Source organism: Streptomyces sp. NPDC052036 (assembly GCF_040680495.1).
GTDB lineage: Bacteria > Actinomycetota > Actinomycetes > Streptomycetales > Streptomycetaceae > Streptomyces.
The window spans coordinates 1-23,692 of the sequence record NZ_JBFAWW010000032.1; the positions used below are offsets into that span (position 1 = coordinate 1).

Annotated in this window: 24 protein-coding genes and 1 rRNA gene; 12 read left to right on the forward strand and 13 right to left on the reverse strand. The window is 69.6% G+C overall.

The genetic code is table 11. From position 1 onward, the window contains the following. Positions 1-86, forward strand: a 5S ribosomal RNA gene (gene rrf, locus AB0L95_RS31695); the annotation flags it as partial. A 135-nt stretch (positions 87-221) separates the two neighbouring features. After that, positions 222-767, forward strand: a complete 546-nt coding sequence (locus AB0L95_RS31700) for a GNAT family N-acetyltransferase (RefSeq protein ID WP_365167542.1) — start codon at positions 222-224, stop codon at positions 765-767. A 53-nt stretch (positions 768-820) separates the two neighbouring features. Here AB0L95_RS31700 and AB0L95_RS31705 read toward each other — a convergent pair whose 3' ends face one another. The 7 genes from AB0L95_RS31705 to AB0L95_RS31735 form a co-directional block, all read right to left on the reverse strand. Continuing rightward, entirely contained in the window at positions 821-2,431 is a 1,611-nt protein-coding gene (locus AB0L95_RS31705) for a type IV secretory system conjugative DNA transfer family protein (RefSeq protein ID WP_365167545.1), read from the reverse strand. Between the two features lie 13 nt (positions 2,432-2,444). Then, on the reverse strand, positions 2,445-3,869 hold the full coding sequence (locus AB0L95_RS31710) for an ATP-binding protein (RefSeq protein ID WP_365167548.1): 1,425 nt from the start codon (positions 3,867-3,869) through the stop codon (positions 2,445-2,447). Positions 3,870-3,876: 7 nt separating this feature from the next. Next, entirely contained in the window at positions 3,877-5,436 is a 1,560-nt protein-coding gene (locus AB0L95_RS31715; protein WP_365167550.1) for an SCO6880 family protein, read from the reverse strand. Continuing rightward, complete coding sequence (locus tag AB0L95_RS31720; protein ID WP_365167553.1) at positions 5,433-6,752, reverse strand: hypothetical protein; 1,320 nt, start codon at positions 6,750-6,752, stop codon at positions 5,433-5,435. Before AB0L95_RS31720 ends, AB0L95_RS31715 begins: the two co-directional genes overlap by 4 nt. After that, positions 6,742-7,575, reverse strand: coding sequence for a hypothetical protein (locus AB0L95_RS31725; protein WP_365167555.1), 834 nt, complete (start codon positions 7,573-7,575; stop codon positions 6,742-6,744). The genes AB0L95_RS31720 and AB0L95_RS31725 overlap by 11 nt, the downstream gene beginning before the upstream one ends. A gap of 231 nt (positions 7,576-7,806) precedes the next feature. Continuing rightward, positions 7,807-8,115, reverse strand: a complete 309-nt coding sequence (locus AB0L95_RS31730) for a hypothetical protein (protein WP_043441655.1) — start codon at positions 8,113-8,115, stop codon at positions 7,807-7,809. Positions 8,116-8,751: 636 nt separating this feature from the next. Further along, positions 8,752-10,083 (reverse strand): S53 family peptidase, encoded by a 1,332-nt coding sequence (locus AB0L95_RS31735; protein WP_365167559.1) that lies wholly within the window; start codon positions 10,081-10,083, stop codon positions 8,752-8,754. A 353-nt stretch (positions 10,084-10,436) separates the two neighbouring features. Here AB0L95_RS31735 and AB0L95_RS31740 point away from each other — a divergent pair, with 353 nt between their 5' ends. The 5 genes from AB0L95_RS31740 (at position 10,437) to AB0L95_RS31760 (ending at position 14,640) form a co-directional block, all read left to right on the forward strand. Further along, positions 10,437-10,793 (forward strand): metalloregulator ArsR/SmtB family transcription factor, encoded by a 357-nt coding sequence (locus AB0L95_RS31740; protein ID WP_365167562.1) that lies wholly within the window; start codon positions 10,437-10,439, stop codon positions 10,791-10,793. Beyond that, entirely contained in the window at positions 10,777-11,415 is a 639-nt protein-coding gene (locus AB0L95_RS31745) for an SRPBCC family protein (protein WP_365167565.1), read from the forward strand. The genes AB0L95_RS31740 and AB0L95_RS31745 overlap by 17 nt, the downstream gene beginning before the upstream one ends. A gap of 185 nt (positions 11,416-11,600) precedes the next feature. Further along, positions 11,601-12,356, forward strand: coding sequence for a trypsin-like peptidase domain-containing protein (locus tag AB0L95_RS31750; RefSeq protein ID WP_365167568.1), 756 nt, complete (start codon positions 11,601-11,603; stop codon positions 12,354-12,356). Positions 12,357-12,651: 295 nt separating this feature from the next. Further along, entirely contained in the window at positions 12,652-13,659 is a 1,008-nt protein-coding gene (locus AB0L95_RS31755) for a bifunctional lytic transglycosylase/C40 family peptidase (RefSeq protein WP_365167571.1), read from the forward strand. Positions 13,660-13,941: 282 nt separating this feature from the next. Continuing rightward, on the forward strand, positions 13,942-14,640 hold the full coding sequence (locus AB0L95_RS31760; RefSeq protein ID WP_365167573.1) for a phosphatase PAP2 family protein: 699 nt from the start codon (positions 13,942-13,944) through the stop codon (positions 14,638-14,640). 127 nt (positions 14,641-14,767) lie between these two features. Here the strand turns inward: AB0L95_RS31760 and AB0L95_RS31765 are convergent, their stop codons facing one another. Both AB0L95_RS31765 and AB0L95_RS31770 read right to left on the reverse strand, forming a co-directional pair. Then, entirely contained in the window at positions 14,768-16,330 is a 1,563-nt protein-coding gene (locus AB0L95_RS31765) for an FAD-binding oxidoreductase (protein ID WP_365167576.1), read from the reverse strand. A 115-nt stretch (positions 16,331-16,445) separates the two neighbouring features. Beyond that, positions 16,446-16,628, reverse strand: a complete 183-nt coding sequence (locus tag AB0L95_RS31770; protein ID WP_365167729.1) for a hypothetical protein — start codon at positions 16,626-16,628, stop codon at positions 16,446-16,448. Between the two features lie 154 nt (positions 16,629-16,782). Between AB0L95_RS31770 and AB0L95_RS31775 the strand changes: the two genes are divergently transcribed. Beyond that, positions 16,783-17,625 (forward strand): hypothetical protein, encoded by an 843-nt coding sequence (locus AB0L95_RS31775; protein WP_365167578.1) that lies wholly within the window; start codon positions 16,783-16,785, stop codon positions 17,623-17,625. 134 nt (positions 17,626-17,759) lie between these two features. After that, positions 17,760-17,936, forward strand: coding sequence for a hypothetical protein (locus AB0L95_RS31780; protein WP_355919676.1), 177 nt, complete (start codon positions 17,760-17,762; stop codon positions 17,934-17,936). A gap of 46 nt (positions 17,937-17,982) precedes the next feature. On the opposite strand, the gene AB0L95_RS31785 is transcribed toward AB0L95_RS31780, so the two are convergent. Next, the gene (locus AB0L95_RS31785) at positions 17,983-18,345 is read right to left on the reverse strand and encodes a metal-sensitive transcriptional regulator (RefSeq protein ID WP_365167581.1); all 363 of its coding nucleotides are present in this window, start codon (positions 18,343-18,345) and stop codon (positions 17,983-17,985) included. A gap of 281 nt (positions 18,346-18,626) precedes the next feature. Here AB0L95_RS31785 and AB0L95_RS31790 point away from each other — a divergent pair, with 281 nt between their 5' ends. The 3 genes from AB0L95_RS31790 (at position 18,627) to AB0L95_RS31800 (ending at position 20,626) form a co-directional block, all read left to right on the forward strand. Next, on the forward strand, positions 18,627-19,247 hold the full coding sequence (locus tag AB0L95_RS31790; protein ID WP_030183796.1) for a DUF47 family protein: 621 nt from the start codon (positions 18,627-18,629) through the stop codon (positions 19,245-19,247). A gap of 7 nt (positions 19,248-19,254) precedes the next feature. Next, positions 19,255-20,253: an inorganic phosphate transporter gene (locus AB0L95_RS31795; RefSeq protein ID WP_365167583.1), complete on the forward strand. Its 999-nt coding sequence runs from the start codon at positions 19,255-19,257 to the stop codon at positions 20,251-20,253. 172 nt (positions 20,254-20,425) lie between these two features. Continuing rightward, on the forward strand, positions 20,426-20,626 hold the full coding sequence (locus AB0L95_RS31800; RefSeq protein ID WP_365167585.1) for a DUF5988 family protein: 201 nt from the start codon (positions 20,426-20,428) through the stop codon (positions 20,624-20,626). A gap of 100 nt (positions 20,627-20,726) precedes the next feature. On the opposite strand, the gene pstB is transcribed toward AB0L95_RS31800, so the two are convergent. The 3 genes from pstB to pstC all read right to left on the reverse strand — a co-directional run bounded on the left by pstB (position 20,727) and on the right by pstC (position 23,636). Next, a complete protein-coding gene (gene pstB, locus AB0L95_RS31805) occupies positions 20,727-21,503 on the reverse strand; it encodes a phosphate ABC transporter ATP-binding protein PstB (protein ID WP_365167587.1) in 777 nt (258 codons plus the stop codon). Between the two features lie 64 nt (positions 21,504-21,567). Then, complete coding sequence (gene pstA, locus AB0L95_RS31810; RefSeq protein ID WP_365167589.1) at positions 21,568-22,632, reverse strand: phosphate ABC transporter permease PstA; 1,065 nt, start codon at positions 22,630-22,632, stop codon at positions 21,568-21,570. Further along, entirely contained in the window at positions 22,629-23,636 is a 1,008-nt protein-coding gene (gene pstC / locus AB0L95_RS31815) for a phosphate ABC transporter permease subunit PstC (protein WP_365167591.1), read from the reverse strand. The genes pstA and pstC overlap by 4 nt, the downstream gene beginning before the upstream one ends. Positions 23,637-23,692 lie beyond the last annotated feature (56 nt).

The window sequence follows — 23,692 nt, forward strand, 5'->3', positions numbered from 1 at the left end:
GTTACATTTCGAACCCGGAAGCTAAGCCTTACAGCGCCGATGGTACTGCAGGGGGGACCCTGTGGGAGAGTAGGACGCCGCCGAACAAATTTTGAAAAAGAGCCCCAACTCCGGGATGGATCCCGTGAGTTGGGGCTCTTTCGCGTTCCCGCGGCCCCTTGGCTGAAGGGGAGCGGGAAAATCGGTCCGCATCTGGCGCGTTCGGTCGTTACGGTGGCCGTATGCCTTACGTGATCAGGTCCATACGCCCCGACGAGTGGCCCGCGGTGAAGGAGTTGCGGCTCGCCGCGCTCCAGGATCCCGTCGCTCACCTCGCGTTCCTGGAGACTTTCGAGCAGGCCTCGGCCAGGCCGGACGCCTTCTGGCAGGAGCGGACGGCGAATGGGGCCGAAGGGGCCCTGGAGGCCCAGCAGATCGTCGCGGAGGGCACGGACGGCCGGTGGGCCGGCACCCTGACGGTGCTGGTCGAGGAGGCCGGGACGAAGGACTGGGCGGGGCTTCCGGTCGAGCGGAAGCAGGGGCACGTCGTCGGTGTGTTCATACGCCCCGAGCACCGGGGCAGCGGGCTCAGCGAGGCGCTGTTCGACGCCGGGATGGAGTGGGCGTGGGCGCACGGCGTCGAGCGGGTGCGGCTGATCGTGCACGAGGACAACACCCGGGCCAAGGCGCTGTACCGCAAGGTGGGTTTCGTGCCGAGCGGGGTGACCGTGCCGCTGTCCGAGAACTCGGGGGAGTCCGAGCTGGAGATGGTGTTCGAGCGGGGATAGTGCCGTGGTCATTCCGGTCGCAGCACCAGCGGACAGCGCCACAGCGGACGGCGCTACACCGGGAGTTCGTACCGGGGCCAGCGTGCCCGGGCCTGTTCGCGTGAGCGGAGCAGGGCCAGGGTGGGCAGGCCGCGGTCCGCTCCCGTGGTGAGCAGTTCCGGGAGCTGGGGCAGGGGGGTGACGGCCGCCACGTCGTCCAGGACCAGGGTGAGTGGTGGGTCGAGGCGACCAGAGGATGACCGTTCGGCCATGCGCCGGCCGCGCTCGACCACGCTGGAGGCGAGAGCCGTCAGGAGCGGCATCGCGCCGGGGTGTTGTCTGGGATCCTCGATGGATTCACCGACCACATAAAGCGTGCCCCCTTCGTTGACGAAGGAATCCAAGGCGAGGCTGTCATTTCGGTTGGGTGTGCATGCCTCGCGGATATTGACCGTGAAGAGGGAGGACAGCGCGCGTGCGGTCAACTCCTGGGCCATGTCGCGCCGTTCGGGGTACGAGGTGAGCGCCGCCTCCAGCTCCCCGGCCGCGCCGGAGGACGCCTTGTGGTGGGTGCGCAGGGCTCGTACCGCCTCCTGGACCTGGCTTCCCTGGGCCCAGCGATGGAGGTGCCGGATGGTGCGCCCGTCTATGGCGGCGGCATGCAGATAGCTCCGCAGGAGCGTTTCCGCCACATCGGCGACCGCCTGGTCGATCCGGGCCGTCGGGCGCACTGGGGCGAGGAGCGCGACAGCGCGGGCCGCAGCCGTCGCCTTGTCCTCGCAGCCGGAGAACGGGGACCAGTGCAGCCGGGCCGGGGTGTCGCACAGATGCGAGGGGTCGTAGAGGAGGACGGGGCCGAGCTTGGCGCGGGCGTCCTTCGTCTCGGACCACAGAGCCGGGCTGGAGGTGACGACGAGAGCGGGGCCCTCGGCGTCACGTACGGCCTGGGCGGCCGCGGGGTGACGGACGTCGGGGGTGCCGAGGACCACGGACCGGGGCGTCCAGGGGACGGTGGCGGCAGGTACGGCGGGGGTGCCGGGTCGCTCGGGGCCCGTACCGGTGAGCGGGGCGTGCGGTCCCCCGTCCGCCGTGGCCGGGAGAGGAGCCGTCGGGGGCGGCGGTCCTGCCGGGAGGTGCTCCAGCGGGCGGGACTCCTCCCCGTCGGGGCGCGGGGCGGGAAGCGGAGCCGGGGCGGGTGAGCCGGGTGTCGGTGCGGGCTCGGCGGCCGTGGGAGCGGGCCGTCCGAAGCCCGGCGCCGGGGCCGGGGTGCCGGCGGGCGAGGCGGGCGGGTGGCCCGCCGCGGCCGCCGCCTTTCTTCGGGCCCGTACCGACTTCCACCGCGCCACCGTGCCGATCCCGAACACGGTGAGCACGAACAACACCATCAGTTCGCTTATGAACAGGCCCCAGAAGAGCCCGTACCCGGACAGCTGACCGGCCGATGCGTCCGGCCACGCGCCCTGGATGTCATGGGGCTGGGCGATCAGATGCCGTATGGCCACCGGCGTACGGCTGAACCGGACACCGTCGGGCCAGGTGCCCCGCGAGAACCAGCCCGCGAGGCCCGTGGCCGTCCACACCATCAGCGTCACACCCAGCAGGAAGGCCAGCACACCCACCAACAGGCCGTCGGGGATGCCACCCTGGCCGTCCCGCTGCTCCCGCTGTTCCTTGCCTGGTCTCATCGGGACCCCAGTCTCAAGCGACCGTGGACTCGGACGTGCCGTCCAGGTCGCCCATCCGCTGTTCCACGAACGCCGCCGCCCGCTCCTCCGCCTCCAGCTCCGCGGCGCGCAGCGCGTCGTCCGTGCCCCGGTCGCTCGACGACTCCGTCATCGCGCGGTCGGTGAAGACGATCGGCCGCTCCGACTCTGTGACCAGGTGTTTCACCACCTGCACATTGCCGTTGACATCCCAGACCGCGATACCGGGCGTCAGGGTCGGGATGATCTCCACGGCCCACCTCGGCAGGCCGAGCACCCGGCCGGTGGCCCGTGCCTCGTCCGCCTTCTGGGCATAAATCGTCCTGGTCGACGCCATCTTCAGGATCGCGGCGGCCTCCTTCGCCGCCGCTCCGTCCACGACGTCGCTGAGGTGGTGCACCACCGCCACGAAGGACAGACCGAGCCGTCGGCCGAACTTCAGCAGCCGCTGGAACAGCTGGGCGACGAACGGGCTGTTGATGATGTGCCAGGCCTCCTCGACCAGGAAGATGCGCTTCTTTCGGTCGGGGCGGATCCAGGTGTGCTCCAGCCACACACCGACGATCGCCATCAGGATCGGCATGGCGATCGAGTTGCGGTCGATGTGGGAGAGGTCGAACACGATCAACGGGGCGTCCAGGTCGATGCCGACCGTGGTCGGACCGTCGAACATGCCCCGTAGGTCACCGTCGACCAGGCGGTCCAGGACCAGTGCCACGTCCAGGCCCCAGGCCCGTACGTCGTCCAGGGCGACGTTCATCGCCTCCGCGGAGTCCGGTTCGGGGTGCCGCAGCTGTTCGACGATGTCGGTGAGCACCGGCTGGCGCTCGACGATCGTCTCGTTGACATAGGCGTGCGCGACCTTCAGGGCGAAGCCGGACCGCTCGTCCAGGCCATGTCCCATCGCGACCTCGATGATCGTGCGCAGCAGTGCCAGCTGACCGGTCGTGGTGATCGCCGGATCGAGCGGGTTCAGGCGGATGCCGTGGTCCAGGGCGGCCGTCGGGTCGAGCCGGATGGGGGTGATGCCCAGTTCCTCGGCGATGAGGTTCCACTCGCCGACGCCGTCCTCGCCCTGTGCGTCCAGGACCACGACCTGCCGGTCACGAAAACGCAGCTGGCGCAGGACGTACGTCTTCTCGAGCGCCGACTTGCCGTTGCCGGACTCGCCGAGGACGAGCCAGTGCGGCGCGGGGAGCTGCTGCCCGTACAGCTGGAAGGGGTCGTAGATGTACCCCTTCCCGGAGTAGACCTCACGGCCGATGATCACGCCGGAGTCGCCCAGGCCGGGTGCGGCGGTGGGCAGGTAGACGGCCTGGGCCTGGCCCGTGGACGTGCGGACGGGCAGCCGGGTCGTCTCGACCTTTCCGAAGAGGAAGGACGTGAAGGCGTCGGTCAGGACGGACAGCGGATCCCGCATCAGGTCCTTACCTCCGAATGCCGGTGGCGAAGGGGAGCGTGTTGACGAAGGCCCGGTGGTGCTCGCGATCGCACCACTCCAGCTTCAGATACGACTTGCCGGCCGAGGCGCGGATGGTCCGCTTGTCGCGGGCCAGCGCTTCCGGCGTACGGGCGGAGACGGTGATGTAGCCGACCAGGTTGACGCCCGCGGCACCGCTCGCGAGGTCCTCGCCGCGCTGGTCGAGCCGGGAGTGGGCAGCGATGTCCCGGGGGTCGACGGTGCGGTTCATCTTGGCGGCGCGGCTGGCCTCGGCGTCGTCGTTCGTCTTCTCGGTGAGCATGCGCTCGATGGCGACCTCGGTGGGTTCGAGGTCCATGGTGACGGCGACGGTCCGGATGACGTCCGGGGTGTGGACCAGCAGCGGCGCCAGGAAGTTCACGCCGACCGGGGTCATCGGCCACTCCTTGACCCATGCGGTGGCGTGGCACCAGGGCGCGCGTGTCGAGGACTCCCGGGTCTTCGCCTGGAGGTAGGTGGGCTCCATGGCGTCGAGCTCGGCGGGCCAGGCGTTGCGCTTGGTCATCGCCTGGATGTGGTCGATGGGGTGGTCGGGGTCGTACATGGAGTGGATGAGGGAGGCCAGCCGGCCCTGGCCCAACGGTTGCCGTACGCGGATGTCGGCCTCCTGCAGACGTGAGCAGATGTCGGTCAGCTCACGCGCCATGACCACCGCGAGGCCCGCGTCCCGGTCGACCTTCCTGCCGCCCTGGGGCCGGGCGGCGCGCGCCATGGCCTGCGCCTCGGCGGCAAGTTCACGGGTGTAGTGCATACAGGCGACGAGGTAGGCGCGGTGCTGCTCGCTGCTCGTCGACACCATGGACTGCAACTGGTCGTAGGACTGCCGCAGCCAGGCCGGGGCGCGTTCGTCGCCGCGCTGGGCGACGTCCTTGGCGTGCGCGTCCGGGTCGGCGGGCAGGGTGCGGGCCAGCATCTGGAGGCGGGTGACGAAGCCGTCGCCGTTGGCCACGTGCTTCAGCAGTGTGCCGAAGCGGTCGACGAGGGCTTCCTGGTCCTCGCTGTCGCGCAGGCCGACGCCCGGTCCCTCGATCTCGATGGCGGCGGTGACGGTGCGCCGGTCGGCGTGCAGCAGTACGGCGATCTCGTCCGGCCCGAAGGGGGCGGCGAGCCAGGAGATCCGCCCGATGCCGGGCGGCGGCCCCACCTCGACCTCGCGGCCGTCGTACCCGGTGCCCGCTTCCATCACGGGGCTCCGGTACGTCGTCCCCTGGCGCAGGGTCCGCTTGTAACTGCGGTTGACCTCGAACCACTTGTAGAACGTGCGGTGCTTGTACGGGATGTACACGGCGGCCAGCGCGAGCAGCGGGAAGCCCATCAGGAGCACGAGGCGCAGGGACAGGACCGGGACGAGCAGCCCGCACATCATGCCGAGGAACGCGCCCGCGATGATCAGCACGATCTCGCCGGACTCGCGGTTGCGGCCGATGATCGCGTTCGGCCGGGCGCGGCCGATCAGATAAGTCCGGCGGGGCGTGACCGGATGCGACACATGGGACTGGGTCGTCAACGCCCTTCACCTCCTGTGCGGTTGGTACTGCTGTTGCGGGTGCTGCTGGCGTGCGGGGTGTCGGCCGGGCTGGTGCGCGGCGGGGGCGCGGACGAGGCGACGGGCCCGCCGCCCGGGACGCGGGTGCTGTGCGCGGCCACACCGCCGCTCACGGGGTTGGCGGGGCGGGGCGGCTGGCCGCCGCCGCCCGGGCCGCCGCCGGTGTCGGCGCGGGTGCTGTGGGTCTTGATGCCCTGGGCGACGAGGGTCGCCGGGGAGCTGATGACGGCCGCGGCCTTGCGCTCGGCGCCCTGCATCACGCGGTTGTTGCGGGAGGCGGCGATCTCGTCGCCGAAACCGGGGACGAAGCGGTAGATCATGCCGCTCGCGAAGATGGCGAGCAGGATGATGGCGAGGCCGGAGACGATGGCCGCGAGGGAGCCCGGGCCCTTCTCCGTGGCGAGGGCGCCGGCGAGCCCGAGCACGATGACGATCACCGGCTTGACCAGGATCACCGCGATCATGATGCCCGCCCAGCGGCGGACGTGGCCCCAGAGGTTCTTGTCGACCAGGCCCGAGTAGACGACGACGCCGAGGAGGGCGCCGACGTACAGCAGGACCGCCCTCAGGAACAGTTCCAGATACAGGACGCCCGCGGCGAGGATCGAGACCAGCGACACGATGATCAGCATGATGGGGCCGCCGCCGATGTCCGTTCCCTTGCTGAGCGCGCCGGAGAACGCGCCGAAGAAGGTCTCGGTCTGGTCGCCCGTGGTTTTGGCGAGGACGTCGCTGACGCCGTCGGTCGCCGAGACGACCGTGTAGAGGATCAGCGGGGTGAAGGCGGAGGCCAGCACGGTCAGCCAGAGGAAGCCGACGGCTTCGGACACGGCGGTGGTGAACGGGACACCGCGGACCGCCCGCTTGGCGACGGCCAGGAGCCACAGCAGGAGGGTGAGGATGGCCGATGCCGCGAAGACGATCTCGTACTGGTGCAGGAAGGCCTGGTTGGTGAAGTCGACGCTGGCGGTCTGCTTCACGGCCTCGCTGAGCTTGTCCACGGTCCAGGAGGCGGCCTTGGCGCAGCCCTTGGCGAGGGAGGAGAGGGGGTCGAGGCTGTCGTTGAGGGTGTTGGGGGAGCGGCTGGAGCCGGGGGAGTTGCCTTTTTCGCAGTAGTCCTTGGCGGGGCCGTGGATGAGGTCGCAGGGGTCGCCGCTCTTCGTGGGCGTGGGCGTGGGACTGGGGACGGCGACAGCGCGGGCGGCGAGCAACATGGCTGCGCTCTGAAGGGCCACAACGGCGCCCGACAGCTTGAGCACGTAGCGGTCAGCGCGCATAGGTGAACCCTCCGTACTCCTCAACGGCTTTGGCCATGTCATCGGCACTGGAAGCACGGTCGTCCCCCGGGACGGGCGCGGGGCCGTCCTGTTGAGAGTGCTGCACGATCTTCCAGTCGCCGTTGTTCCACTCGAGCTGCATGGTGATGGTGAACCAGCTGCTGGTGACCGGGTTGGTGGAGTTCTGCCCTGCGAGCCCCAAGAGGCCGTTGCACCAGACGTCCACGGTCGTTCTGTCGGTCGAGAAGCTTGTGACTTTGGTGCCGATGGGGGTGGTGCGCGAGACGAACGTGTAGCCCTGGGGCGCGGCGCCGTCCTCGGTCAGACCGACCTTCTTGTTGAACTCGGGGCTATACGCCTTGTCCAGCGTGCCTTCGAAGCCGGCCACCCGCGAGGGTGTGATGATCGTCCTGAGGATCTCGTCCCGTCTGGCCTTGTTGAACATGTCGGCCGAACCCAACGCCACCGCATAGTTCGCCGCAGCCGACTGTGCTCCCTGTTCGTCGTGGGCGTAGCCCGACGGGATCGTGCCCTCCTTCGTGCGAACCGGGCGGGTGCCCGTCGCTGCCGTGGGGGCCGCGCCCGCCTTGCTGTCGCGGTTGCCGTCCGACGAGGCGGAGTCGCCGCCGCGGTTCGCGAAGGCGATCGCGGCGATCAGCAGCACGACCACCCCGACGACCGTGATCAGACTCCGTGAGGAGGAGCGGCCCCGTCGGGCGCCCCCGTACACGTCACCGGGCCGGTCGGGCAGCCGTGTCCGCGTCTGCCCGACGCCGCCGTACTCCCCGTCGCCCCCGCCGGAGGCACCCTCACCGGGACTCACGTCGCGCCCGCCCCCTCGAACTCGTGACCGTTCCGCGCCCCGTGCGGAAACGCGTAGAAGTACGACGGTAGCCGTGCTGGTTCCCGCGCGGGCGCGGTGTGGTGACTCGACATCAGGGAAACGCAACCTCAGCCGGTGGGCGCGACGGACGGATGGGTCGGAGGAGGGAGCCGGGCGCGCCCGGAGGGGACTGACGGCGCGCCAGGCGGGTCTCGGCGGACCGGGGCGGCCCTAGACGGCCATGCCGTACACGATGGTGAACAGCGTGCCGAGTGAGCCGATGATGAAGACTCCGGTCAGCCCCGCGATGATCAGGCCCTTGCCCTGCTCGGCACTGAACGTGTCGCGCAGGGCGGTCGCGCCGATGCGCTGCTTGGCCGCGCCCCAGATCGCGATCGCCAGACAGAGCAGGATGGCAACGGCCATCACCACTTCGACCATCACGCGAGCCTCGTTGCCCAGGCTGCCGAACGGGCCCCAGTCTGGGGCGATACCGCCGATGATCGTGTTGATGTCGCCTTTTGCGGCCGCGAGATGCATGTAAGTCACCGCCCCTGGTGGGTAGTTCCGTAGCCCCTGCCACGCGCGCAGAGGTCAGGGACATTCTCGCTGACAATGACGCCGTCGCATGTCGACTTGGCGTCATTGATTGGCGGGTTTCGTATGTGTCCCTTGCCTCCGGCCTGTGCGGGCCCCTCATGCGTACGTCGGGCGGCAGGAGAAGGGGAGCATGGTCACTGTGTGTATCACGGCAGGTCACGGCGGGCAATGAGGTGGAAGCGGAACCTGTCGTGCAGTGCTGTCGTCAACCCCCTTCACGCCGCGACGACTCGGGTCGGCCCGTGGGGTGACCCGTTCGGCCGGTCCGCTCGGTACGAGGGTCACCCGTATGAGCGGAAGGCTATATCCGGACGGCGAAGCGGAGCGTGCCGGGTGTTCGCGCCCCCGGTCGACAGAAAGAGGGCCGCGGCATCCAGCCGCGGCCCTCTTTCTGCGGGGCGCAGGGCGGGCGCCCCGCTCACGGCGCAACTCGCCGACGGCTCAGGGGTTCTTCGGGGACGGAGAAAAGGGGGAACCGGGCCGCGGCCGGCTGCCGTGGCCCGGTTCCGGAAGAACGCCGGCGGTCAAGTCCCCACGTGTTTCCCGGCGGCGTCCGTCCTGGTGTGCGGAGGGGGATCAGCCGGTGAAGGCGCCGGTGCCCTCCGGGGTGCCCCAGCCGGTCGGGCCGTCGTAGCCGGACCGCGCGGTGCAGAAGTAGCTCGTCGAGCAGCTGCCGTTGCTGCCGCTGGTCACGTCGTTGAGGGCGGAGGTGCCGGCGGCTTTGTACGGGAACTGCGCCGGGTAGGAGCCGCTGGACGGGGTGCCCGCGAGGGCGTAGACGGCGGCGATGATCGGGGCCGACGCGCTGGTGCCGCCGTAGGTCGCCCAGCCGGTGCCGTCGCCGTAGGTGTCGTAGACCGAGACGCCGGTCGCCGGGTCGGCGACGGCCGCCACGTCGGCGATCATGCGCTTGGTGCAGCCGGTGTCGGTCTGCCAGGTGGGCTTCGCGTCGTAGGCGGAGCAGCCGGAGCCGGTGCCCTCGGTGCTGCTGGTGTGGCACACGCTCTCGGTCCAGCCGCGGCTGTTGGAGGAGGTGGAGAGCTTGGTGCCGCCGACGGCGGTGACGTACCGGGAGGCGGCCGGGTACTCGGCGCCGTACGCCTCGTCGCCCGCGCTCACCGTGATGGCGACTCCGGGGTGCTTGAAGTACGAGGTGTCGTAGCCGGTGTCGGAGGAGGACTCCGAGCCGCCGTAGCTGTTGGAGACGTACTTCGCGCCGAGCTTGACGGCCTCGTTCACCGCGGTGCCGAGGTTCGCCATCGAGGACGACTTGGCCTCGACCAGCGTGATGTTGCAGTTCGGGCAGACGGCGCTGGCCATGTCGAGGTCGAGCGAGATCTCCCCGGCCCAGCCGCTGTCGGCGGTGGGCAGCGAGGTGGTCGAGCCGGTCTGGCTCACCTTCTTGAAGCAGCCGTTGTCGGTGGTGCACTCCGGCAGGCCGTAGTACGAGCGGTACGCGGCGAGGTCCGACTCGGCGTTCGGGTCGTCGTACGCGTCCACGATCGCGATCGTCCGCCCGGAGCCGTTCGAGGAGGCGGCGTCGGTGAGGCCGTAGGCGTCCTGGAGGTCACTGGGGCCGTAACCGGTGGGGGAGTCGGCGGCGGCCCGGGGGGAGAGGGCCTTGGGGGCGATGCCCTCCGCCTTGGCCCGCTGCTGCTGGAAGGCCGTGACGCCGCCCGTGACGCGCAGGGCGTTGCAGGCCATCTCGCCCTTGTTCCTGGGCACGGCACACGAGCGGGTCCACGTCACCTTCGCGGATGGGGACGCGGTGGCGGTCGTCGGAGCGGCGTTCGCGTGTGCCGCGGTGCCGAGGCCGGCGAGCAGAAGGGCGGTGGTGGCCGCGGCGGCCGAGCCTATGCGACGCCATCTGCCGCGTATGGGAGCTGAGTTGGGGGGTGTGCTGCGCAACTGCGTTCTCCTGGGTCAGCGGGACGGGGGCTGTGCGGGTGCGTCGCCGGGCGGGTGCCCGGCGGCGAGACGGCGGTCCGCGACGACCCTGACTTGTTGAGTACGCGACAAACAAGAGAGTTCGGGAATCCTGACTTCCGCCATACCGAACCGAGGCGGCCGCCTTACCGGTCGATGGCCGGATGATGACGTGTGCCTGACAGTCACTTGACGGGGTGCGCAGGGGCTCGCGGGTTCGGATCCGGGTGATCCATGCGCGTCCGCCTGTGCGGTGGACGGCGCTCCCGGCTCGTGTACTTCAGTGGTGACTTCAGTGATGCCTTATATAAGTCACCGCTGATATGGTCGCGTCCATGCACGCATTCGATGTGCTCGGAGACCCCGTGCGCCGCAGGATCCTCGAACTGCTGGCGGACGGGGAGATGGCGTCCGGGGCGGTGTGCGAAGTGATCACCGCGGAGTTCGGGATATCCCAGCCGGCGGTCTCCCAGCATCTGAAGGTGCTGCGGGAGAACGGCTTCGCGACGGTACGTCCGCAGGGAGCGCGCCGGCTGTACGCGGTGAACTCGGAGCCGTTGCGTGACGTGGACGAGTGGATCGGCCGCTTCCGGCGGTTCTGGGCCCCACGGCTGGACGCGCTGGAGACGGAGTTGGCGCGAGGAAGGCGGGCACGCCGCCTGGAAGGAGACAGCGATGCTCGACGGCATTGACGTGACGCACGAGATCAATTCCGTGCAGCGGCAGGTGGGCCGCAAGGTGTTCGGGCCGGGCGAGGCACGGGTGGTGACGATCTCCCGGACCTACGACGCCTCGCTCGAAGACCTGTGGGACGCGTGTACGAACCCCGAGCGCATCCCGCGCTGGTTCCTGCCCGTGTCGGGCGAACTGCGCCTGGGCGGCCGCTTCGAGTTGCAGGGCAACGCGAGCGGCACGATCGAGCGGTGCGACCCGCCGAGGGGTTTCTTCGCGACCTGGGAGTTCGGCGGCGAGGTCAGCTGGATCGAGCTGCGGCTGGCGCCGGTCGCGCAGGAGCGGACGCGCTTCGAACTGGACCACATCGCTCATGTGGACGACGAACGCTGGGCCGAGTTCGGCCCGGGCGCGGTGGGCGTGGGCTGGGACATGGGCCTGCTGGGTCTGTCCCGTCATCTGGCGACCGGAGCCTCCGTGGACCCCGCCGAGAGCATGGCGTGGCTGGCGTCGGAGGAGGGGCGCCGCTATGTGACGCTCAGCAGCGCGGCCTGGGGGGAGGCCAATGCGGCGGCGGGCGAGCCGGAGGAAGCGGCGAGGGCCGCGGCGGAGCGCACGACCGCGGCGTACATCGGCGCGTAGGCCTTCCGCCGGGCGGGGTATCGGTGCTGGGGAGGCATCCGGGTCGCAGCGGAGGCCGTACGTCCGAAGGGGCGAGGCCGCTGTGGGCCGGATGCGCATGCTGACCTGCGGCAACGGAACCTCATAGGTTAATTTCAGGATGCTCACAGGGTTTTTCTCACCTTGGTGGGCCACAGTGGAGGGTGATGAAGCGCATCACACGCCCCCCTGGCAACCGCCGGCACGCGTTCCTCGGTGCTCTCGTGCTCCTGGCCGTCACGACCTCCTCCGTGGCCGCCGCCGACGGCGGTACCGGACCGCTGGGTCTGACCACCGAGGCCGGACCCAATACGGCCGCTTCACGGATCGGTGCGCTCTTCGGTCCCGGCGGCGCTCTGGAGGGCGGGCACTTCTGCACCGCCTCCGTGGTGCGCAGCAAGGCCCACAGCCTGATCGTGACCGCCGCGCACTGTCTGGGCACCGGCACCGTCTGGTTCGCCCCCGGCTACCGGGACGGCAAGGCACCGTACGGGCTCTGGAAGATCACCAAGACCTACGTCGGCGACGGCTGGAGCGGTGACCAGGACGAGGACAGCGATGTCGCCTTCGCCACCGTGGAGACCATCGGCGGTGTCGATGTCGAGGACATCGTCGGGGGCAACCGGTTTGTCACGGGGCGGCAGACCGGGGCCACCGCAGTCACCGTCACGGGATACCCCGACTCCCGCGAGACGCCCATAACCTGCGTCAACAAGCCGACCGTCCACAGCGCCACGCAACAGCGCATCGCGTGCCCCGGCTTCAGCGGCGGCACGAGCGGCAGCCCCTGGGTGAACGGCGACGGAGAGGTCGTCGGCGTGCTCGGCGGCCACGAACAGGGCGGTACCACCCCCGACATCTCCTACAGCGTCGTCCTGAAGGACGAGGCCGCGAACCTGTACCGGACCGCCTCGGGCATGTGACCCCGGCCGCCGGCGCGCCCGCCGGGCGGTCGGGGGTCCGCGCCGAGTGGTCGGCAGGGCGTCCGGGAGGCTTCGTCGGACGGTCGTGGGGACCCGTTGAAGCACCCGTGCACCCATTCGTGCACCCACTCACGCACCCACCCGTGCACCCCCCTTGAACCCCCGCCACCGCCGCCCGTCCCGTGACTGGCCGATCTTGTTCGTCGGCGGTGGCCGGACCAGCACTTTCCCGGTCCCCCGGCGGTCCCCCGCCCCTACACTGACCCTCGGCGGACTCCCGTGCGGCGAGGGGCGGTTGACGGTGCGTAAGGCGTGGATCTGGGCGACCGCTGCCGTCGGCGCCGCGCTGAGCTTCGTGATGCTGCTCGTCGTAGGCGTCTATGTCGTGGCCGGAAACCTGGTGAACGGCCTCGGGAACGGAACCGTCGGGCTCGCCAAGAACGCCGTGCCCGCCGCGTACGCGTCCCTCGTGCAGCAGTGGGGCAACCTGTGCGGCGCGATCAACCCCGCGCTGCTCGCCGCCCAGCTGTACCAGGAGAGCGGCTTCAACCCGAACGCCAAGAGCCCCGCGAAGGCCGAGGGGATCGCCCAGTTCATCCCGGGCACCTGGGCCATCCACGGCATCGACGGCAACGGCGACGGCCGGGCCGACGTCTGGGACCCGCGCGACGCCATCCCGTCGGCCGCGTCGTACGACTGCAAGCTCGCCTCGTATGTGAAGGACGCACCCGGGAGCCTCACGGACAACATGCTCGCCGCCTACAACGCGGGGGCGTACGCGGTCATCAAGTACGGGGGCGTGCCGCCGTACGCGGAGACCCGGAACTATGTGAAGACCATCACGACCCTGGCGAAGAGCTTCGCCGCGCCCGTGCGTCGGGTCGACCCCTCCAAGCAGGCGGCCGGCGCTATCTACTTCGCACAGAAGAAGCTCGGCACCCCGTATCTGTGGGGTGGCAACGGCACCCCCGACCAGGGCGGCCGCTTCGACTGCTCCGGACTGACCAAGGCCGCGTACGAGACCGTGGGTGTCACGCTGCCGCGTGTCGCCAACGACCAGTACAACGCCGGGCCCCACCCCAAGCGGGACGAACTGCTCCCGGGCGACCTGGTGTTCTTCTCCGACGATCTGACCAATTCCCGCGCCATCCGGCACGTCGGTATCTATGTCGGCGGCGGCTACATGATCGACGCGCCCAGGACCGGTGCCGTGATCCGTTTCGACCCGGTCGACACCCCTGATTACTTCGGGGCGACGCGTGTCACCGAGGATGGCGCGAAAGCACTGCCCACGACGGTGTGAACCGGGGTGTGAAGGACATGCGCGCAGATACACGTCGGCTGGAACTTTTTGCCACACACACCTCTCTGAGCTGCGAAGACGAGTCTCTCTTCGATAACGTCTGCGTGATCATTGTGTGGAATGCGGAACGGGGACCGGAGGGCTGTGCGTTCCTTTTGACGTAGAGCGTTGACTACGGCAGGCGACTTGGCGTGGAGCGGATCTACGACCACGGGAGTGGTGGAACGGAGCGCGCACCTGCGCGTCCGTGGAACGGGACAGAGGACGAAGGGGCCGTGCACGATGGCTGGACTCGCCGAATCCGGGTCGAACCCTGACGTCGATCTGCTGTACGACATCAATGGCCTGGCCAAGGACGCGCCGCACTGGTTCGACCGCGCCCTGTCCTTCGTCGGCGAGTACGGGTTGCTGCTCGCCATGGTCCTGCTCATCCTGTGGTGCTGGTGGCATGTGCGCCGACGGGGCGATGCCGATGCCGCCTCCAGTGTCGCCGCGCTGGTCTGGGCCCCGCTGGCCGCCGGTCTCGCGGTGCTCGTGAACGTGCCGATCCGGGGCTTCGTGGAGCGCCCCCGGCCGTTCGCCGACCACCAGGGGCTCGACGTCCTCGCCACCGGCAAGACGGACTACTCCTTCGTCAGCGACCATGCCACGCTCACCATGGCGGCGGCGGTCGGCCTGTTCATCGCCCACCGCAAGTTCGGGCTCGTCGGCCTGGGGCTCGCTCTGCTCGAAGGTTTCTGCCGGGTCTTCATGGGAGTGCACTACCCGACAGACGTCATCGGCGGCTTCGCCCTCGGCACGGCCGTCGCCCTGCTGCTCTCCCCGCTCGCCATGGCGCTGCTCACCCCCCTGACGAAGGCGATCGAGGCCTCGCCCCGCGCCGGACGGCTGATCCGGGCCCGCGGGGCGCGCCCCGCGCAGGCCGTGATTCCCGGGGCGCGCACCGAACAGACGACCGAGGAGCGGGACCTGGCGGCGTGACGAGGGCCGGCCGCGCTGGCTGCCGCACGGCCGGCGCCGGAGCCGCGGTCCGACGCCATGGCCCCCGGCGGCGGCCCGGCAGGGCGGCCCCGCGCGCCGCGTTCCCTGCAGAGACTCGCCGCGTTCCCTACAGAGACTGCGGGAACGTGAAGAAGCCGGTCGGGTCGTACTGGTGCTTCAGCTGGGCGAGCCGGGTGGCCGCGTCCCCGTAGTACGCCTTCCGCCAGTTCGTCAGGGTCGGGTCCGTGTAGTTCTGGTACGCGGCCCCGGACGCGTAGGCGCGCATGGAGGAGTGCGCGGACGTCAGCCAGGACTGGGCCGTCGTGCCGGAGGAGCCCGCGCCCCAGCTCGCGATGTACTGCGCCAGCATGCGCGAGCGGCGGTGCACGAACGCGGTGGCCGTCGGCGAGACCCGGTTGACCGCACCGCCGAGCGCGGTGAACGCGACGCTGCCCGCGCCGCCCCGCGCCTGCGCGACCTGGTTCAGGATGGTCTGGATGCCGGCCGCCGGGATCGAGCGGTCGAAGAAGTCCGAGCGGGCCGCGTAGGTCTCGCGGCCGAGGGCGCCCTGCGGCGAGCGGCCCGGCGTCGAGCCCGGCAGATGGCACTGGGCGGCGGTGGGGAAGGACGAGCAGCCGGCGTACGCCTCCATCGCGCCCTCGTACGTGTGCCGCTTGAGCGTGACGCTACGGGCGGGGGCGCCCACCCTGGCGGCCAGGCGGTCGACCGCGTTCTGCAGTTCCCCGTACGTGCCGAGCGAGAACGCGGCGACGGAGACGGTGGGCGTGCCGCCGTTCTCCAGGTGGCAGGAGGACCAGATCTCGTCGGGCTGGTCGGGGCCCCACTCCTGCCAGGCCTTGAGCACGGCGGCGGCCTTGGTCCAGGGCCAGGTCACATAGGCCGACACGGCCTGCGGCGCCGGGTGCGTCTTGAAGCGCAGTTCGGTGACGACGCCGAAGTTGCCGTTGCCCGCGCCGCGCAGGGCCCAGAAGAGGTCCTTGTTCTCGGTGGCGTTCGCGACCAGCTGCTTGCCGTCGGCGGTGATGAGGGTCGCCTGGGTGAGGCTGTCGCAGGTCAGTCCGTACGCCCGGGAGACCACGCCGTGGCCGCCGCCGAGGGTGAGTCCGGAGACGCCGACGGTGGGGCAGGAGCCGGCGGGGATGGTGACGCCCTTCGCGGTGAGCGCGCGGTAGACGTCTATCAGCTTGGAGCCCGCGCCGACGACCGCTTCGCTGCCGCTCGCCCGGATCTTGTTGAGCTTCGAGACGTCGAGGATCAGCCGGCCGTCGCCGGAGGACCAACCGGCGTAGGAGTGTCCGCCGTTGCGTATCGCGACCTTGACGTGGTGGGCCCGGGCGTACGCCAGCACGGTGCGGATGTCGTCGGCGTGCGCCACATAGGCGACCGCCGAGGGCTTCAGGGAGTCGAAGCGGGTGTTGTAGAGCTGGTGGGCCGCGGGCCAGGTGTGGTCGCCGGGGCGGACCAGGGTGCCCGCCAGGTCCTTGGCCAGAGCCGTCAGGTTGGCGGCGGCAGCACGGGGGGCGGTGGTGGTGGCTGTACGCACCGACGTGCCCTCGGCGTTCGCAGTGCCCGCGGCCGCCGCGGAGCTGCTGGTACCGCCGGTGCACGCGGCGGTCACGGCCGTCGCGAGTGCGGCGGTGCTTCCGCCGATGAACATACGCCGTTGCATGTGGGCCTCCCATGGGTTCCTGTGGAGTGAGATGGTCCGCCCGTGCCACGAGTTCGCAGAAAAGTGCCACAGAATCGCTACAGCGCCAGGCAGTTGCGACTGGATATGACCGTTTTCAGTCGTTCTGCCGGAGATGGTCCGGTCGGCCGTCCCCGCTGCCGGCATGCCCCTCGGCGTCCGTCCGCGCGAGGCTGCGGGCTCTGCGTGCCGGCCCTCGCCAGCCGCAGGTGCACCGGGCCACACAGAACCGGCCCTGCTCCACCGTCGTCGCGCGGTGCGCGTCCGGGCCGGCGGCCATGTCCCCTTGTTCCACTCCGACAAGGTTACCCAAGGCAAGTGTGCTGCGGGCCAAGGCGTATGAGCCCCCGGGGCGCGTGACGGCTCTCCCTACTGGTCGTTAACCGAAACGACAGGAGGTACACCGGGGCGTACCGGCTGGGGGTAGGCGGACGATGGTGATGCGGCAGCACGGTCGGGTCGGTGCGGCGGTCATTGCGACCCTGGGACTGCTGGTCTGCGGCACCTCGGCCACCGGATGCGCGGGCGGCGGGGCCGTCGCCGACGACGCGCCCTCCGGCACGGACGCCGTCCGGGAACTGCGCCGGGCGGCCGGGGCCCTGGTGCGGGCGGGCAGTTCACGGACGCGGACGTCGATGGAGATGGCCACCGGCGGCACCCGGGTCACCATCCACGGCGAGGGCGTCTACGACTACCGCGCCCGGCTCGGCCGGCTGACCGTCCTGCTGCCGAGGGACCCCGCCGGCACCGAGGAGCACCGCCCCATCACCGAACTGCTCTCCCCCGGATCCCTGTTCATGAAGAACCGGGGCGCGGGAGTGCCCGCCGACAAATGGGTACGGGTCGACACGGCCACGCTCTCCGACGGCAACCTCGTCACCGGCGGCGCCACCGATCCCTACGCGGCGGCCCAGTTGCTGCGCGGGGCCCGCAGCGCGCGATACGTCGGACAGGCCGAGGTCGAGGGAGTCCCTGTGCGGCACTACCGGGGAGTCGCCGACATCGCCCTCGCGGCACAGAGCGTTCCGGCCGTGGACCAGGAGCCGTTCCGGGCGGCGGCGAAAGGGTTCGCCACGGCCGAGGTGCCGTTCGACGCCTATCTCGACGACCAGGGGCGCCTGCGGAAGGTGCGCCACCGCTTCAGCTTTGTCAACGGCCGGCAGAGGACGACCGTCGCGGTGGCGTCGACGACGCTGCTCTTCGGCTTCGGGGCCCGGGTCGACGTACGACTGCCGGCGACCAGGGACATCTTCGCCGGGAAGATCGCGGAGCAGTGAGGAGGGCCGGGCGTCGCCGGGGCGGACAGGCCGGAAGTGGCGCGGCTGAGGGGGCCGGAAATGGTCCGTCCGTGCCATGCGCGGCGCGTAGACCGCTCCCTACCCTAGGAAGTCGGTGACGGCAGAAAGAGGTGATGCACGTGGCTCCGCTCGGCGGTACGGCAGTACAGGACCACGTGGCCCTCGCCGAGATCGAGCTGTGCGGCGACCTGATCATCGCCGCCTCGGCCGCACACGAGGACCGGCTCAGTCTGGAGAGCATCGACGAGGTGCTCAGGGTGGCCGAGGAACGGGACGCGACCGGGGGGTGAGCCGTGATCCGCCGCCCGGCGGCGGACGCCCCGCCCGCCTGCGGCGTCAGGTGCGCAGCAGCCGGCCGATCGCCCTCGCGGCCTCCTCCACCTTCGCGTCGATCTCCGAGCCGCCCTTGAGCGCCGCGTCCGCGACGCAGTGGCGCAGATGCTCCTCCAGGAGCTGGAGCGCGAAGGACTGCAGGGCCTTCGTCGAGGCGGAGACCTGCGTGAGTATGTCGATGCAGTACACGTCCTCGTCGACCATGCGCTGCAGGCCGCGGATCTGGCCCTCGATCCGGCGCAGCCGCTTGAGGTGCTCGTCCTTCTGCTTGTGGTAGCCGTGGATGCCGCGGTCGTGGTCGGTCACCACGGCCCCGGTCCCGTCGCCCTCGGAGGGCGACGCCGCGCCGGCCTCGGTGGTCGTCATCGCGTCCTCCTGTCGACAGTTGCCCGGGGAGACGGAACCGGACGGACGGCCCGCTGTGGCGGATCCTGCACTTTCCGGCACGGACATATACCCCTGGCGGGTATATGGTAACGAACTTTGCTGGGTATAGGGCCCTTGGCCAGAGCCTTGGCCGCCCCCGTACCGCCCCCGTGCTGACCACCGTGTCCGATGGGCGACACTGGAGGACGGCCCCTTAGCCGTGGCCGGATGATGTGCCTAGCATCAGCCTGACCGAAACCGAAGCATCCTGAGGACCCCACGTGCGCTTTCGTCTGACCCCCAGGGAGACGAGCTTCTATGACATGTTTGCCGCGTCCGCGGACAACATCGTCACGGGCTCGAAACTCCTGATGGAACTGCTCGGGGCGGACGCCTCCGCCCGGGCCGAGATCGCAGAGCGTATGCGGGCCGCGGAACACGCCGGTGACGACGCCACGCACGCGATCTTCCACCAGCTGAACTCCTCGTTCATCACGCCGTTCGACCGTGAGGACATCTACTCCCTCGCGTCCTCCCTGGACGACATCATGGACTTCATGGAGGAGGCCGTCGACCTGGTCGTCCTCTACAACATCGAGGAGCTGCCGAAGGGCGTCGAACAGCAGATCGAGGTGCTGGCGCGGGCGGCCGAGCTGACGGCCGAGGCGATGCCCCATCTGCGCACGATGGAGAACCTGACCGAGTACTGGATCGAGGTGAACCGTCTGGAGAACCAGGCGGACCAGATCCACCGCAAACTGCTCGCCCATCTGTTCAACGGCAAGTACGACGCGATCGAGGTCCTGAAGCTCAAGCAGATCGTGGACGTGCTGGAGGAAGCGGCGGACGCGTTCGAACACGTGGCCAATACCGTGGAGACCATCGCGGTCAAGGAGTCCTGAGGCGTCCATGGACACCTTTGCTCTGATCCTCACCATCCTGATCGCGCTGTTCTTCGCGTATACCAACGGCTTTCACGACTCGGCGAACGCCATCGCCACCTCGGTGTCGACGCGCGCGCTGACGCCGCGCGCCGCGCTGGCAATGGCGGCGGTGATGAACCTCGCCGGCGCGTTCCTCGGCAACGAGGTGGCGAAGACGGTCAGCGAGGGCCTGATCCAGACGCCCTCCGGCGGCAAGGGGATGGGCATCCTCTTCGCGGCACTGCTCGGCGCGATCGTCTGGAACCTGGTCACGTGGTACTTCGGCCTGCCATCGTCCTCGTCACACGCGCTCTTCGGCGGACTGGTGGGCGCGGCGCTGGCCGGCGGGACGACGGTGTACTGGTCCGGGGTCCTGGACAAGATCGTCACGCCGATGTTCCTGTCCCCTGTGGTGGGCCTGATCGTCGGCTATCTGGTGATGACGGCCATCATGTGGATCTTCCGCCGGGCCAGTCCCCACAAGGCGAAGCGGGGATTCCGCATAGCGCAGACCGTCTCGGCGGCGGGCATGGCGCTCGGCCACGGCCTCCAGGACGCGCAGAAGACCATGGGCGTCGTGACGATGGCGCTGGTCATCGGTGATGTCCAGCACTACGGCGACCCGATCCCGGTATGGGTGAAGCTCGTCTCCGCGGCGATGCTGTCGCTGGGGACGTACGCGGGCGGTTGGCGCATCATGCGCACGCTCGGCCGCAAGATCATCGAACTGGATCCGCCGCAGGGGTTCGCGGCGGAGACCACGGGCGCTTCGATCATGTTCGCGACGGCGTACCTGTTCAAGGCGCCGATCTCCACGACGCACGTCATAACGTCGGCGATCATGGGCGTGGGCGCGACGAAGCGGGTGAACGCCGTGCGCTGGGGCATCGCCAAGAACATCGTCCTGGGCTGGTTCATCACGATGCCCGCGGCGGCGATCGTGGCGGCGTGCGCCTTCTGGCTGGTCAATCTGGCGTTCCTGTAGCCACCCGGCCGGAGGGCCGGAGCAGAAACCTTTCTTCGCACCCCATCTCCCGCCCGGCGGGGCTTCACCGAAGCCGCCGGCCAGGAGATGGGGTGCCTTGCTGTGTGCCCCCTCACGCCTCTGCGCCCCCGGTTCGAGATGCGGGGTCCGGGCGCATGACAAGACTGGAGCTATGACTGCGAAGGCACTCCTCGAAGGCGGGCCGGACGATCTCGCGGGCAAGCTCGTGCCCATTGTCCCGCCCGGAAAAGAGCTGAAGATCCCGCACCTCGGCGGATACGAGCACTACAAGATGACGCCGCGACACGAGAACAGCCAGGAGGGGCAGGTCACCGTCTACCAGTGGTGGGAACGCACGGAAGTCGCCGAATAACGCGAATGGGCCCGCCCCCGGGAGCCAGGGGCGGGCCCTCTTCTACCTCACGGTGGCACCGCCATGCAGCACCGCGAGGGGTCCTCGGACCAGGCTCGGATCAGCCGAAGCGACCCGAGATGTAGTCCTCCGTCGCCTGGACCGACGGGTTGGAGAAGATCCGCTCCGTCTCGTCGATCTCGATCAGTCGGCCGGGCTGGCCCACGGCCGCCAGGTTGAAGAACGCGGTGCGGTCGGAGACACGCGCGGCCTGCTGCATGTTGTGCGTCACGATGACGATCGTGAAGCGCTCCTTCAGCTCACCGATGAGGTCCTCGATCGCGAGGGTGGAGATCGGGTCCAGGGCCGAGCAGGGCTCGTCCATGAGCAGCACCTTCGGCTCGACCGCGATCGCGCGGGCGATGCACAGACGCTGCTGCTGGCCACCGGACAGGCCGGAGCCAGGCTTGTTCAGGCGGTCCTTGACCTCGTTCCAGAGGTTGGCGCCCTTGAGCGACTTCTCCACGACGTCGCTCAGCTCGGACTTCTTGTAGTTGCCGTTCAGCCGCAGGCCCGCCGCCACGTTGTCGAAGATCGACATCGTGGGGAAGGGGTTCGGGCGCTGGAAGACCATGCCCACCTCGCGGCGGACCGAGACGGGGTCGACCCCGGCGCCGTAGAGGTCCTCGTTGTCGAGGAGCACCTTGCCCTCGACGCGTCCGCCCGACGTCACCTCGTGCATGCGGTTGAGCGTGCGCAGGAACGTCGACTTGCCGCAGCCCGAGGGGCCGATGAACGCCGTCACCGAACGCGGCTCGACCGCCATCGAGATGTCCTCGATCGCCTTGTGGGAGCCGTAGTAGGCGGTGAGACCGCTTACGTCGATTCGCTTGGCCATGACTACTTCACTTCCAGTATCAGTCGCTGTGGGCCCCGACCGGCGGAGCCGGAAATCGTCGCCTTTAGCGACCGGTCTTCGGGGCCTTCCAGCGGGCGATGCCGCGGGCCACCAGATTGAGGATCATCACGAAGGCGATGAGGGCGAGTGCCGCCGCCCAGGCCCGGTCGTAGGCCGCGCCGGAACCGGCGCTGTTCGCGTACTGCTGGTAGATGTACAGCGGCAGCGAGGCCTGCGGGTCCTTGAACGGGTCGCTGTTGATGAAGTTGGTGCCCCACACCAGCAGCAGCATCGGCGCCGTTTCGCCGGTGATACGTGCGATGGAGAGCATCACACCCGTCGTGATACCGCCGATCGAGGTCGGCAGCACCACCTTGAGGATGGTGCGCCACTTCGGGACACCCAGCGCGAGGGACGCCTCGCGCAGCTCGTTCGGGACGAGCTTGAGCATCTCCTCCGTGGAGCGGACCACCACGGGCATCATCAGGATCGCCAGGGCCAGCGAACCGGCGAAGCCGGAGTAGCCCATGTCGAGGATGAGGATCCAGAAGCTGAGGACGAACAGACCGGCGACGATCGACGGGATACCCGTCATGACGTCGACGAAGAAGGTGACGGACCGGGCGAGCTTGCCGCGCCCGTACTCGACGAGGTAGACGGCGGTCAGCACACCGACCGGCACGGCGATCACCGTGGCGAGGCCGACCTGCTCCAGGGTGCCGAGGATCGCGTGGTAGATACCACCGCCGGTCTCGGTGTCGGCGACCACGCCCATCGAGTGGGTGAGGAAGTAGACGTCGAAGACCTTCACACCGCGCTTGAGGGTCTCCCAGATGAGGGAGGCCAGCGGGATGACCGCGAGGAGGAAGCAGACCCAGACGAGGCTGGTCGCGATCCGGTCCTTGGCCTGCCGGCGGCCCTCGACGCGCGCCGCGATGGCGTACGTGCCGACGACGAACAGGACCGCGGCCATCAGGGCCCACTGGATGCTGCTGTCGAGGCCTGCGGCCAGGCTGATGCCCAGTCCCACGGCGATCGAGCCCGCGGCGATCGCCCAGGGCGACCACTTCGGCAGGCTGGCACCGCGCAGGGTGCTCACACGCTTGTCGCTGACGGCTGCGGTGCTCATGCGTTGGCCCCCGAGTACTCCTTGCGGCGGGCGATGATCACGCGAGCCGCACCGTTGACCAGCAGGGTGATGACGAAGAGGACCAGGCCGGAGGCGATGAGGGCGTCACGGCCCTGGTCGGTGGCCTCGCCGAACTTGCTGGCGATGTTCTGGGCGAAGGTGCCGCCGCCCGGGTCCAGCAGGCTGGTCTGGATGTCGAAGGTCGGGGAGAGGACGGTGGCGACGGCCATCGTCTCGCCGAGCGCACGGCCGAGGCCGAGCATCGACGCGGAGATCACACCGGAGCGGCCGAACGGCAGCACGGCCATCCGGATGACCTCCCAGCGCGTGGCGCCGAGGGCGAGGGCCGCTTCCTCGTGCATCTGCGGGACCTGCCGGAAGACCTCACGGCTCACGTTGGTGATGATCGGGAGGATCATGATCGCGAGCAGGATGCCGACGGTGAGGAGGGAGCGCGGGGCACCGCCCTGCCAGGAGAAGATGCCGGTCCAGCCGAGGTAGTCGTTCAGCCAGCCGAACAGACCGGCCATGTGCGGTACGAGGACCAGGGCGCCCCACAGGCCGTAGACGATGGACGGCACGGCGGCGAGCAGGTCGATGACGTAGGCGATGAGCCCGGCGAGCTTGCGCGGCGAGTAGTGCGTGAGGAACAGCGCGATACCGACCGCGACCGGGACCGCGATGGCCATGGCGATGATCGAGGAGACGACCGTGCCGAAGGCCAGGACCGCGATGCCGAAGACCGGCGGGGTCAGGTTGGTGTTCCACTCGAACGTGGTCAGGAAGTTGCCGTGGTCGTTGCTGATCGCGACGGTCGCACGGTAGGCGAGGAAGACCGCGATCGCGGCCATGATCACCAGAAGGAAGATGCCCGACCCACGGGAGAGACCGAGGAAGATCCGGTCCCCGGGGCGGGTGGCGCCGCGGCTCGTGCGCTTGTGCGAGGCCGCGGAAGGCTGGGGGGCGGGGGGAGGCGCTTCTGTGTTCTGTGTAGTGATGTCCATCAGGATCTCCGGTCTGCGGAGCCGTGGCGGGTTGGCGGCTCCAGGCGGCGGTGCAC

What these genes read in the sequence shown, in the direction of transcription:
- AB0L95_RS31700 (WP_365167542.1), top strand. Translation starts at nt 222, where the DNA reads ATGCCTTACGTGATCAGGTCCATACGCCCCGACGAGTGGCCCGCGGTG.
- pstB (WP_365167587.1), bottom strand. Translation starts at nt 21,503, where the DNA reads ATGGCCAAGCGAATCGACGTAAGCGGTCTCACCGCCTACTACGGCTCC.
- AB0L95_RS31765 (WP_365167576.1), bottom strand. Translation starts at nt 16,330, where the DNA reads ATGCAACGGCGTATGTTCATCGGCGGAAGCACCGCCGCACTCGCGACG.
- pstA (WP_365167589.1), bottom strand. Translation starts at nt 22,632, where the DNA reads ATGAGCACCGCAGCCGTCAGCGACAAGCGTGTGAGCACCCTGCGCGGT.
- AB0L95_RS31800 (WP_365167585.1), top strand. Translation starts at nt 20,426, where the DNA reads ATGACTGCGAAGGCACTCCTCGAAGGCGGGCCGGACGATCTCGCGGGC.
- AB0L95_RS31770 (WP_365167729.1), bottom strand. Translation starts at nt 16,628, where the DNA reads ATGGCCGCCGGCCCGGACGCGCACCGCGCGACGACGGTGGAGCAGGGC.
- AB0L95_RS31730 (WP_043441655.1), bottom strand. Translation starts at nt 8,115, where the DNA reads ATGCATCTCGCGGCCGCAAAAGGCGACATCAACACGATCATCGGCGGT.
- AB0L95_RS31750 (WP_365167568.1), top strand. Translation starts at nt 11,601, where the DNA reads ATGAAGCGCATCACACGCCCCCCTGGCAACCGCCGGCACGCGTTCCTC.
- AB0L95_RS31775 (WP_365167578.1), top strand. Translation starts at nt 16,783, where the DNA reads ATGGTGATGCGGCAGCACGGTCGGGTCGGTGCGGCGGTCATTGCGACC.
- AB0L95_RS31705 (WP_365167545.1), bottom strand. Translation starts at nt 2,431, where the DNA reads ATGAGACCAGGCAAGGAACAGCGGGAGCAGCGGGACGGCCAGGGTGGC.
- AB0L95_RS31785 (WP_365167581.1), bottom strand. Translation starts at nt 18,345, where the DNA reads ATGACGACCACCGAGGCCGGCGCGGCGTCGCCCTCCGAGGGCGACGGG.
- pstC (WP_365167591.1), bottom strand. Translation starts at nt 23,636, where the DNA reads ATGGACATCACTACACAGAACACAGAAGCGCCTCCCCCCGCCCCCCAG.
- AB0L95_RS31710 (WP_365167548.1), bottom strand. Translation starts at nt 3,869, where the DNA reads ATGCGGGATCCGCTGTCCGTCCTGACCGACGCCTTCACGTCCTTCCTC.
- AB0L95_RS31745 (WP_365167565.1), top strand. Translation starts at nt 10,777, where the DNA reads ATGCTCGACGGCATTGACGTGACGCACGAGATCAATTCCGTGCAGCGG.
- AB0L95_RS31760 (WP_365167573.1), top strand. Translation starts at nt 13,942, where the DNA reads ATGGCTGGACTCGCCGAATCCGGGTCGAACCCTGACGTCGATCTGCTG.
- AB0L95_RS31795 (WP_365167583.1), top strand. Translation starts at nt 19,255, where the DNA reads ATGGACACCTTTGCTCTGATCCTCACCATCCTGATCGCGCTGTTCTTC.
- AB0L95_RS31740 (WP_365167562.1), top strand. Translation starts at nt 10,437, where the DNA reads ATGCACGCATTCGATGTGCTCGGAGACCCCGTGCGCCGCAGGATCCTC.
- AB0L95_RS31720 (WP_365167553.1), bottom strand. Translation starts at nt 6,752, where the DNA reads ATGCGCGCTGACCGCTACGTGCTCAAGCTGTCGGGCGCCGTTGTGGCC.
- AB0L95_RS31780 (WP_355919676.1), top strand. Translation starts at nt 17,760, where the DNA reads ATGCACGTGGCTCCGCTCGGCGGTACGGCAGTACAGGACCACGTGGCC.